Here is a 9,195-nt window from a genome sequence, read left to right on the forward strand (position 1 = left end):
GGCCTGGAGCGAGGCGGCAAACCTCTCGCGCTCGGCCAGCGATGCCTTGCGCGCGGCGCGGGCCATGCGCCTTGCCGGAGAGACAGGCGCAGCGCGCGCCCGCCTCGCTGCGCTGGATGAAAGCGTCTATTCGGGCAGCGAGCTGGCGCTTCTATACGAAGAGCGGGCCCGCTCGATCGCCGCCGAACAGCCGCGCGAGGCGGCTTTGTGGATGGCGCGCGCCATCGCCATCGAACCGGCGGCCTACCGTCATTTTGAACAGGGCCTCTGGCTGCAGGCGGCTGGCGATGATGCCGGGGCGCTCAGCGCGCTGGAAGCGGCCTACCACGCCGATCCGGACAATCGCGACATCGCGCTCGCCAATGCCTATGCCTACCGGCGGGCCGGGCGTCATGACGAGGCAGCCCTCATATTTGCCGACATTGCCGGGCGCGAACAGCTCAACCTCTTCATCCGTGAAGAGGAAGGCTATGCGCGTTCCGCCGCTGGACAGCGCCGCGCGGCTGCCGGAGCCTTCCGCGATGCAATTGACCGCCACGATGAGGCGGGCACCGCCAACGACGATCCCTTGCGCGTCTATCGTCTGCGCCGCGAGGTCGAGACGCTGGAGCGCACCGTCTACGCGACCGGCTATCTGACCTGGCGCGAGGACGGGGTGCTGGGCAGCTTCGCGCTTCCCGAACAGGGCACGTTTGAAAGCCAGATCGGCCTCGAGGCTGGCTGGCGGCCTGAACAGCTTTATGCGGCCGGGCGCGGATTTACCCTGTATGGCCGGGCCTTCCAGAGCCTCGATACCGGCGCGCTGCGCCTGACCGATGATACGCTGCAGCTCGGTCTGGGCGTGCGCTGGAAACCCTTTGCCGCCCATGATTTCAACCTTGCTGGCGAACGCCTGATAGCGGGCGGCGACCTGTCCCGCGATGCCTGGCTCCTTCGCGCCTCCTATGGCTGGACGCAAGGGGGCGACTGGAACCCGGTTGCCAGCCGCTGGACCTATACCAGCCTCTACGGTGATCTGGCGTGGATCCCCGATGATCCGCAGTTCACGTCCGCCTATGCCTCGATCCGGCATGGCCTGCGCTTCCGCACCGGCGAGGGATGGGCCGTGACCCCCTATCTGACGGCAGTCGGCCAGATTTCCGATGACAGCCTTGCCACGCGCGAGCGCCTGGAAGCGGGTGCCGGCATCATGGTGTCACACTGGTTTGGCGAAGACCGTTACCGGGCCTATCGCCACAGTGTGGACTTCGAGCTGGAGTACCGGGCCGGGACGGGAGACACCTCGGACCAGAGCGTGATCGGCCGCGTCGTCGTGAACTATTAAGCCTGACCCCGCTTTTGCGTGGCAGGCGGGCTGAATAACCGCTATAAACCCTCTCTTGGTATGGTTAATGCCACGGGACAGGGCATGGCGATTTTCGAATCCCTTCAGGCGGGCAGCCTCCTCAAGACCGGCATCGCTGCCGCGCTGGTCGGCACCGGCCTTGGCGTAAGCGGTCAGGTCACCGACGAGTACGCCTTGCGTGAACGCGCCTATGCGCTCGCGGGAAGTGGCCAGTGCGCTGCAGCCCACAGTGCCTTTGCCGGGCTTGCCAGGTCTGGCGGCAGCACGCGCGACTGGCTCGCCGCCGCAACTTGCGCCATCGAGGCCGGTGACCATGCCTCAGCCGTTACCGCCCTGCAGGCGGTGCTTGCTGCACGCCACACCATGACGATTGACGAGCAGATCTTTGCGCTACGCAGCTATGCCTATCAGGCAGAAGCGGCCGGTGACTGGACCGGCACCTGGCAGGCCTGGCGCGATGCGGCTGCCCTCTCCGGCGTGGCGCAGGACCAGCTCATGGCGGCGCGCGGCGCGCGCCTTGCCGGTGACAACGCCGCCGCCCTTTCCGGAATTGATGCCCTGCGCCCCGGCGCCCTCGCCCCCCGATTTGCAGCCATCTGGCATGATGAGCGGGCGATCCATGCCCGCCAGGCCGGAGAGGCCAGCGAGGCCCTCGCCCATATAGAGCAGGCCATTTCCCTCGAGGATACGCCCTGGCGGCGTTACGAGCAGGGCATCGTCATGAGCACGCTCGGGCTGCATGCTTCGGCCCGCCACGCGCTGGAACTGGCGAGCGAAGGCGCGCCGGACAATGCGAACATCCTCGTCTCACTGGCCTATGCCCGGCGGGCATCGGGAGAGCCGGCCGCGGCGCGCGATTCCTATCGCCAGGCATTGGCACTGGACCCTGCCATGGCCCGGCTGGCCGCAGACTTCTGAAAACCCCTGATCGCCAACGCCTTGTTTACAGGTCGTGGGCTAGACTTCGCCCATGAAGCACGCTCTCGCCTGTCTTTCCGGGGCCATCATGCTGGCCGCCGCTGCGCCGCCCCCTCCGGCGGAAGAGGAAGCCCCTGCCGGGCCGTCCGCCCGCATGCTCTCCACCTCTCACAGCTATGTGCGCATGGAGCCAGTTTCGGCTTCCGTCAGGGCCGGTGCCTATATGGGCGGTATGCTGGAAGTGGAATTTGCGCTCGATATTCCTGACGAGGCCCTGCGGGCCACGGTTGCATCGCGCAATCTGCGCCTGCGCGATGCCTATGTGACCGCACTGACAAGCTATGGCGGGCTGGGCTACCGCGCCGGGCAGGTGCCAGACTTCGTTCGCATCACGCGCATCTTGCAGCTGCAGACCGACCGGACGCTCGGCACGCCGGGTGCCGAGGTCCTGATACGGTCGATCGCGCTGCACGAGCCATAGCCCGCACAGCCTGCTGCTAGCGCGGCACGATGGTGAAAGTCACTGTCTCGCCGGCCGTGTTCTCGCCTTGCCAGCTATCGCCAAGGCCAAGCCCTTCCTGAATCGGCTGGCAGTTGGTCTCGCCCGTGGAGCGGCTGGTGCACAGCTCGTCGCCCTGCACCTCCCAGGTGCCGGAAATCCCGACATCGCTGGAATAGGTGCCATCCGCATTCAGCCGGACCGTATAGGTGACCGAGGGCGATTCCACCCGCAGCGCGTTCTCGACGAGCGCCTCGACAGACGCGCCGTGATCGTCGGCGCCCGTCAGGGCCAGGCTGGCAGCCAGAATTGCGAACATGAAGATGTCTCCTCCCGTTTTGATCCATGCGATTCTGACGCACTGCCCCCGGCAAGCGCTCCGGCATGGTTAACGGGAGATTACCCGCTCACCGGCTCAGGCGGAAGCGGCTGCATCGATGAAGCGGGCCATTTCCACGTCGAGCGCGCTGACGCCGTCGCAATCATGCGTGGTGAGCACGATCTCCACCCGGTTATAGACGTTGAACCATTCGGGATGGTGGTTCATCGCGTCGGCTTTCAGCGCCACGCGCGTCATGAAGCCGAACGCAGCATTGAAGTCCTCGAACTTGAGGGTGCGGGTGATGGCGTCGCGCGAACCTTCAACCCGGATCCAGCCGGGAAGCTGCTCAAGTGCGGCCTCAGCGCCGATTTTCTGCGGTGCCATGACGGGCTCCTCCTCGTTTACACAAAAAAGACTCCTCACCCGCATACTGCGTTCCGGTGAGACAAGAAAGGAGGCGGCAGACATGACCCGCTTTCTCGTATCCGAGACCAATCCTGGCGGCCGCAAGCTGGAAGACATCCTCATCCAGCTACGCGCCGAAGTGCTGACGCGCTCGACGAAAATCTCCGAGGACACCCGTCCCGAGGCGCTGCACGTCATGGCCAACAACATGAAGGTGCTCGAGCACCTGTCGGCAGCCATCGAGCTGGCGCAGGACTCCACCCACCTTCTTGATCGCGCCTTCGGTCCGTCCGAAGCCGCCCATGGTGGCCCGCCGCGCATCGGCGTTGCCTGAGGCGCGCCAGCGCTTCACGTAGCGCTTGAATTTGAAGGGCCAAACGGCCAGCCTTGCTGATCTTGACCAGACCAGCATCAGGGCCGCGCCATGACACCCTTCCAGTTCCGCACCGTTCCCCACATCGTGTCCGCGCCCGGTGCGGCCGCTGAACTCGCGCGTCATGGCGCGCCTGCGCTCAATGGCGCCAGACGGCTTCTCATCGTTACCGATGCCGGAGTGAAGGGTCTCGGCCTGCTCGACAGCGCCCTGGCCGGCCTGCAGGCGGACGGGTATGCGGTGCATGTCTTCGACGGCGTCGTCGCCGATCCGCCTGAAGCGGTCATCTTCGAGGCCGTGAAGGAGGGGCGCGAGTTCGGGGCAGAGGCCGTGATCGGTTTTGGCGGCGGCAGCCCGATGGACACCGCCAAGGTCGTCGCCCTGCTTCTGGGGTCGGACCAGCCCCTGTCCGACATGTATGGCATGGACCGGGTCAAGGGCCCCCGCCTGCCGCTCATTCTCATCCCTACAACCGCCGGAACCGGCTCGGAAGTGACCAGTGTCGCCGTCATCACGACGGGCGCCACGTCAAAGCGCGGCATAGCCGCAGCCCCGCTCTATGGCGACATGGCCATTCTGGATGCCGACCTGACGCTCGGCCTGCCAAAGCACATCACGGCAGCGACCGGCATTGACGCCATGGTCCACGCCATCGAGGCCTTCACCGGCAAGCGCTTCAAGAACCCGGTCTCCGATGCGCTGGCGCTCGCGGCGCTTAAGCTGCTGCACACGCATCTGGAGCGCGCCTGCAGGGATGGATCGGCCCGGGAAGCACGGGCCGGCATGCTGCTCGGCGCCATGCTGGCAGGCCAGGCCTTTTCCAACTCGCCCGTAGGCGGTGTGCATGCCATGGCCTATCCGCTGGGCGGCATGTTCCACGTGCCGCACGGGCTGTCGAACTCGGTCGTCCTGCCGCCGGTCCTGCGCTTTAACGCCAGCGCTGCCGAGCCGCTTTACGCCGAAATTGCAGGCCATATCGGCCTGCATGCGAGCTCTGCCGGGCTGATCGCCGAGATGGAGCGTCTGGCCGATGCGGTCGGTATCGAGCGGCGCCTGTCCCAGCTGGGTATCAGCCATAACGACATTCCTGCCATGGCCGAGGATGTGGCGGCCAATGACCGCCTTCTTCCGAATAATCCGCGCGAGATGCGCTATGGCGATATCGTCGCCATGTATGAGGAAATCCTGTGAGCGGGCGCGAGCCGCCAGCCCGCAGGCCGGGCTATGCGGCTTTTGAAGCCATCGAGACCCGCTGGGCTGACAACGATGTCTACGGCCACATCAACAACGTGACCTATTACGCCTATTTCGACACGGCGGTGAACCGCTGGCTGGTCAAGGCGGGGCTGCTGGACATTGCAGGGGGCAACCCGATCGGCCTCGTTGTCGAGACTGGGTGCCGCTATCACGCCCCGGCTGCTTTCCCGGACCGGCTCGAAGCGGGCATCCGCGTGGCGCGCCTTGGCAATTCCTCGGTCCGCTACGAGGTCGCCATCTTTCACGAGGGCGGGGAAGAGGCCATCGCGGAAGGCCATTTCACCCATGTCTATGTCGACCGGCAGACCCGCCGCCCGGTTGCGCTGCCCGAAAGCTGGCGGCGCGCACTGGAACGCCTTGCAGGCTAGAAGCGGCCCTGCAGCACGGGAACCGCAATAACCATCGCCAATGGTATCAGTATCGCTGACACGATGATGGCATCGTGAAACCAGCGAACGGGCCCGCGCCATTCGCGCTCCGCCTCGGCCATTGCCAACAACGCTGCATCCGGTGAAGCGTAGGAGGAATAGCGCCCGGCCAGTTGCTCCAGCTCCTCCATCCGGGATGGCCCCTTAACAGCCAGAGCGGCAAGGTAGCGCGCAGCCCAGCGTTCGGGCGCCCTTTCCAGCAGGCCAGAGGTCTTGCGGGAACCGAACCAGATGCTGGCCGCCAGTACAGCACAAAACAACAAGGCAGCGACGATGAAAAAGACGCTCAAAGCGTTGCGTGGCAGGCTAATCAAGAGAACAAAAATCGACGCGGCCAGCATAGGCCGGATAGGCAATTGGGCATCCATCCGCATCAGGTACAGGTTTTTCATCCGTGATGCTTCACAGCTGACAGCTTCAATGAGACCGGGCAAAAAGCCAGCGCGTTCGAGAATGGCCCGCTCGTTCTGTTTCAAGCTCATCAGTTTGCCTCCTGCTTCGTTACTGTTACTAAACCCAAGGGCGTCAAGCCAGCCCTTGGCAGGTCCGCCCGGCCCGCGCTAGAGGGGGGTCATGCGCACCATACGCCGCCCCGTCTTGTTCATTCTGGCCATTGTGATCAGCTTTGGCCTCGCAAGTGCCGGTCTGGCCGCGCTTTTCTGGCGGGCGGCCTCGTGACGCCTTCGCAGGCGCTGGAACGCGGCATAGCCAGCGGCAAGCTCTGCGAGGATGCAGGCCAGCGCGCCATTGCCCGCCATCTCGATGCGCTGGCAGCCGGTATCGATGAGTGGAAAGGTGGCAGGGCAGGCCTGTTTTCCAGAGCGAAACCTGCGCCCAGGGGCCTCTATCTCTGGGGCGGGGTCGGCACCGGCAAATCGCTCCTGATGGACCTCTTTCATGACAGTGTGGGCCTGAAGGCCAAGCGCCGGGCCCACTTCCACGCCTTCATGCAGGATGTGCATGCCCGCATCGCGCGAGAGCGCGAAACGAGGAAGGGCGAGCCCCTGATCGCCGTCGCAGACGCAATTGCCTCCGAGACCCGGCTTTTATGCTTTGACGAGTTGCAGGTGACGAACGTCGCCGACGCCATGATCCTCGGCCGGCTTTTCGAGCGCCTGTTCGAAAAGGGGGTGGTGGTGGTGGCAACCTCCAACCGGCACCCGTCAGCGCTCTACAAGGATGGTCTCAACCGCCCCCTGTTCGAGCCCTTCATCGCCATGATCGAGGACCGGCTTGATGTGATGCGCCTTGATAGCGGGCGTGACTACCGACTGGAGCGCCTGACCGCCGCGCCTGTCTATTACACGCCCCTGGGGGCTAAGGCTGATGCAGCTATGGACGCCGCCTTTGAACGCCTGACGCTGGGCGCACGGGCGCAAAGCTGCACCCTGACCGTCCAGGGCCGCACTCTGGAAGTAAAGCGAGAAGCCGCTGGCGTTGCCCGCTTTACCTTTGCCGAGCTGTGCAACCGTCCGCTGGGCGCGGCGGATTATCTGATGATCGCTGAAACTTTCGATACGGTGATGATCGATTCCGTGCCCGCTCTGGACCCGGCCCGACGCAACGAAGCGGCCCGCTTCGTGACCCTGATCGATGCGCTCTATGATACCCGCACAAAGCTCGTCATGAGTGCCGCGGCCGAGCCATCCGCTCTTTATCCCGCCGGTGACGGGGCCTTCGAGTTCGAGCGCACCGCCTCACGCCTGATGGAAATGCAGAGCGCCGATTATCTCGCGGCCGAGAAGCGCGCCCTGCCTATTCCCGACGGATCCAGCTCCAGCTGATTTCCCGCGACCGGTCCAGGCTAGAGATCGTGGCCATCAGGACATCGCCCTCCCGGCTGTATTCGATCCGCTGAGGGAAGTCGTGATCAGGATTTTCGAATACGGCCCTTGAGCCCTGATGTGACACAAGCGCAAAGCGTGTCGCAGGCCGTCCGCCGGGCTGGGCGAAATAGGCCGCATTTTCTCCGGTCGTGATGTAGGCAAACTCGAAACTGGTGGCCCGGCCATGGCGCAGTGACCGTCCCATGCCGGTCATCAGCCCGCCTTCCGGCTCCATCCATATCTCCTCTGACACCCGCCCGGATGCCTCGCTGCGCCAATGCCCGGCGAGCCAGGAAAAATCCGGTTCGGCCATGACGCTGGGCGCAGGCTGGGCAATCAGTGCCAGTATCAAGGCAGGCAGGGCAGCAAACATGGCGGGAACCCCTCTTGCGGAAGGACTGGATACTGCGCTGCGCATAGTTGGCCGGCAAGCAGTTCGCGCGTCTGATATTCGCGGACAGGAAGGGGCAGGCCAATGGCTCGCCGGAAGCGCTTGGGCTAATTTCCGCCGGTACCTGCGCGGGAGAGCAAAATGGGAGCTGTGTTGCGCGTCATCATCACCCTGATCGCCGGAGTGGCCGTTCCCCTGATCATTCTCCTGGCCCTGATGCTGGCGGGCGAACCGCCGGCCATCATCGCGGCATGGGAGCGCGGCGAGGTTGAGGTAACCGCCCACGAAAGCGTCACCCGCGACACCGGGTACGGCCTTGTCGAACGGATAGAAGTCAGGGCGGTCGATCCTGACGGCGAGACAAGGCTCCTGCGAATTGCGGACGATCCGTCCGGAGCGGGGGCCGCGCGCCTGTACCCGGTGGGCAGCACCCTGACGGCCCGCCTGTCGCCGGGGGGCAATCTTGCATGGCCGAATGGGGAGACAGGCCTTTTCACGTTTGCGGCCTTCACCGCGGCGCCGCTTGTCCTGTTTGTGGTTCTGGGGATTATCTTCCGGCCCGTTATCAGTCTTCTGGCACGGCTGTTTCCATCGCTTCGGCCCCGGACAGAGCTAATGCGCTCGGCCTTGCGCAAGGGCGTGACGCTGATGAGCTTCATCACCATCCCGCTTTTCGTGATGGGCCTGTTCTGGAGCCTTGGCGATGCCCCCGCCTTGCGCTGGTTTGCGCCCATCATCGAAGCGCGCATCAGCGCCGTCAGCGTCGAGCCTGCTCCGCGCAATCTGGAATGGATCGCCTCGATAGCGCTTGAAGCAGACGGGCTCGCCTTCCCGGAACTGAACCATACCCGCCCGGCCTTTGGCGATGTGGCCAGCGCGGAAGACTATCTGGCGCGCTACACGCCGGGCGAAACCCTGACCGTCCGCCTCTATCGTCACCGGGCCTATAGCCTCGATCTGCGCGCCTTCGACTTTGCGGTTCTGGCCGCAACGCTGGCCTGCCTCTTTGTCATGCTGACGGGGCTTCTGGCGATACTGCGCAGCCTGTTCACACCGGTGCGCTAGCGCTCTGTTCCCGACGCGATGTCGAGAATATCTCCGGGCCGGCAATCGAGGGCGGTGCATATGCGCGCCAGCGTTTCAAAACGCACACCCTTGACCTTGCCCGAGCGCAGCAAGGACAGGTTGGCCTCCGTGATACCGACAAACGCAGCCAGATCCTTTGCCTTCATCTTGCGCCGGGCGAGCATCACGTCGAGCGTGACGACGATATCGGGAATTGGGGTGGCATCGCTCATCAAACGAAGCTGTCCCGGTCTTCCTTGATGGTGACCGCCTCACCCATGACGCGCGACATCACGAAGACGAATACGCCCGCGCACATGAGCGCGATGGGGGCCTCATTGAGTTGCAGGACAAATGCGCGATCCA

General features: G+C 64.6%; 13 protein-coding genes. 8 read left to right on the forward strand and 5 right to left on the reverse strand.

What is annotated here, in order from left to right; all coding sequences use genetic code 11:
* From ACTS2Z_RS01955 to ACTS2Z_RS01965, 3 genes are all read left to right on the forward strand, one after another.
* Positions 1–1,324 (forward strand): NfrA family protein (locus ACTS2Z_RS01955; RefSeq protein ID WP_442571555.1); only part of this gene is annotated, 1,324 nt, incomplete at its 5' end.
* A gap of 84 nt (positions 1,325–1,408) precedes the next feature.
* Positions 1,409–2,263, forward strand: coding sequence for a hypothetical protein (locus ACTS2Z_RS01960; protein ID WP_442571556.1), 855 nt, complete (start codon positions 1,409–1,411; stop codon positions 2,261–2,263).
* Between the two features lie 52 nt (positions 2,264–2,315).
* Positions 2,316–2,744, forward strand: a complete 429-nt coding sequence (locus ACTS2Z_RS01965) for a hypothetical protein (RefSeq protein WP_442571557.1) — start codon at positions 2,316–2,318, stop codon at positions 2,742–2,744.
* A gap of 16 nt (positions 2,745–2,760) precedes the next feature.
* Here ACTS2Z_RS01965 and ACTS2Z_RS01970 read toward each other — a convergent pair whose 3' ends face one another.
* Both ACTS2Z_RS01970 and ACTS2Z_RS01975 read right to left on the reverse strand, forming a co-directional pair.
* Positions 2,761–3,081, reverse strand: a complete 321-nt coding sequence (locus ACTS2Z_RS01970) for a hypothetical protein (RefSeq protein WP_442571558.1) — start codon at positions 3,079–3,081, stop codon at positions 2,761–2,763.
* 96 nt (positions 3,082–3,177) lie between these two features.
* Positions 3,178–3,468 carry a 4a-hydroxytetrahydrobiopterin dehydratase gene (locus tag ACTS2Z_RS01975; RefSeq protein WP_442571559.1) on the reverse strand — a complete coding sequence of 97 codons (291 nt, stop codon included), beginning with the start codon at positions 3,466–3,468 and terminating at the stop codon, positions 3,178–3,180.
* A gap of 82 nt (positions 3,469–3,550) precedes the next feature.
* On the opposite strand from ACTS2Z_RS01975, the gene ACTS2Z_RS01980 reads away from it, so the two are divergent.
* The 3 genes from ACTS2Z_RS01980 to ACTS2Z_RS01990 all read left to right on the forward strand — a co-directional run bounded on the left by ACTS2Z_RS01980 (position 3,551) and on the right by ACTS2Z_RS01990 (position 5,487).
* Positions 3,551–3,823, forward strand: coding sequence for a histidine kinase (locus ACTS2Z_RS01980; protein WP_188450542.1), 273 nt, complete (start codon positions 3,551–3,553; stop codon positions 3,821–3,823).
* 90 nt (positions 3,824–3,913) lie between these two features.
* Positions 3,914–5,053, forward strand: a complete 1,140-nt coding sequence (locus ACTS2Z_RS01985; protein WP_442571560.1) for an iron-containing alcohol dehydrogenase — start codon at positions 3,914–3,916, stop codon at positions 5,051–5,053.
* Positions 5,050–5,487 (forward strand): acyl-CoA thioesterase, encoded by a 438-nt coding sequence (locus ACTS2Z_RS01990; protein WP_442571561.1) that lies wholly within the window; start codon positions 5,050–5,052, stop codon positions 5,485–5,487. The genes ACTS2Z_RS01985 and ACTS2Z_RS01990 overlap by 4 nt, the downstream gene beginning before the upstream one ends.
* Here the strand turns inward: ACTS2Z_RS01990 and ACTS2Z_RS01995 are convergent.
* Positions 5,484–6,029 (reverse strand): hypothetical protein, encoded by a 546-nt coding sequence (locus ACTS2Z_RS01995; RefSeq protein WP_442571562.1) that lies wholly within the window; start codon positions 6,027–6,029, stop codon positions 5,484–5,486. The genes ACTS2Z_RS01990 and ACTS2Z_RS01995 overlap by 4 nt on opposite strands.
* Before the next feature lie 192 nt (positions 6,030–6,221).
* On the opposite strand from ACTS2Z_RS01995, the gene zapE reads away from it, so the two are divergent.
* A complete protein-coding gene (gene zapE / locus ACTS2Z_RS02000; protein ID WP_442571563.1) occupies positions 6,222–7,331 on the forward strand; it encodes a cell division protein ZapE in 1,110 nt (369 codons plus the stop codon).
* On the opposite strand, the gene ACTS2Z_RS02005 is transcribed toward zapE, so the two are convergent.
* The gene (locus ACTS2Z_RS02005) at positions 7,303–7,746 is read right to left on the reverse strand and encodes a DUF6265 family protein (RefSeq protein ID WP_442571564.1); all 444 of its coding nucleotides are present in this window, start codon (positions 7,744–7,746) and stop codon (positions 7,303–7,305) included. The genes zapE and ACTS2Z_RS02005 overlap by 29 nt on opposite strands.
* A 159-nt stretch (positions 7,747–7,905) precedes the next feature.
* Here ACTS2Z_RS02005 and ACTS2Z_RS02010 point away from each other — a divergent pair, with 159 nt between their 5' ends.
* Positions 7,906–8,829, forward strand: a complete 924-nt coding sequence (locus ACTS2Z_RS02010; protein WP_442571565.1) for a hypothetical protein — start codon at positions 7,906–7,908, stop codon at positions 8,827–8,829.
* Here ACTS2Z_RS02010 and ACTS2Z_RS02015 read toward each other — a convergent pair.
* On the reverse strand, positions 8,826–9,062 hold the full coding sequence (locus ACTS2Z_RS02015) for a helix-turn-helix domain-containing protein (protein ID WP_442571566.1): 237 nt from the start codon (positions 9,060–9,062) through the stop codon (positions 8,826–8,828). The two genes, ACTS2Z_RS02010 and ACTS2Z_RS02015, sit on opposite strands and share 4 nt — an antisense overlap.
* Positions 9,063–9,195: the final 133 nt, after the last annotated feature.

The organism is Glycocaulis sp., assembly GCF_052168375.1.
Classification (GTDB): domain Bacteria; phylum Pseudomonadota; class Alphaproteobacteria; order Caulobacterales; family Maricaulaceae; genus Glycocaulis.

Coding starts and splice junctions, on each gene's coding strand:
- ACTS2Z_RS01960 (WP_442571556.1), top strand. CDS start 1,409: ATGGCGATTTTCGAATCCCTTCAGGCGGGCAGCCTCCTCAAGACCGGC.
- ACTS2Z_RS01965 (WP_442571557.1), top strand. CDS start 2,316: ATGAAGCACGCTCTCGCCTGTCTTTCCGGGGCCATCATGCTGGCCGCC.
- ACTS2Z_RS01970 (WP_442571558.1), bottom strand. CDS start 3,081: ATGTTCGCAATTCTGGCTGCCAGCCTGGCCCTGACGGGCGCCGACGAT.
- ACTS2Z_RS01975 (WP_442571559.1), bottom strand. CDS start 3,468: ATGGCACCGCAGAAAATCGGCGCTGAGGCCGCACTTGAGCAGCTTCCC.
- ACTS2Z_RS01980 (WP_188450542.1), top strand. CDS start 3,551: ATGACCCGCTTTCTCGTATCCGAGACCAATCCTGGCGGCCGCAAGCTG.
- ACTS2Z_RS01985 (WP_442571560.1), top strand. CDS start 3,914: ATGACACCCTTCCAGTTCCGCACCGTTCCCCACATCGTGTCCGCGCCC.
- ACTS2Z_RS01995 (WP_442571562.1), bottom strand. CDS start 6,029: ATGAGCTTGAAACAGAACGAGCGGGCCATTCTCGAACGCGCTGGCTTT.
- ACTS2Z_RS02005 (WP_442571564.1), bottom strand. CDS start 7,746: ATGTTTGCTGCCCTGCCTGCCTTGATACTGGCACTGATTGCCCAGCCT.
- ACTS2Z_RS02010 (WP_442571565.1), top strand. CDS start 7,906: ATGGGAGCTGTGTTGCGCGTCATCATCACCCTGATCGCCGGAGTGGCC.
- ACTS2Z_RS02015 (WP_442571566.1), bottom strand. CDS start 9,062: ATGAGCGATGCCACCCCAATTCCCGATATCGTCGTCACGCTCGACGTG.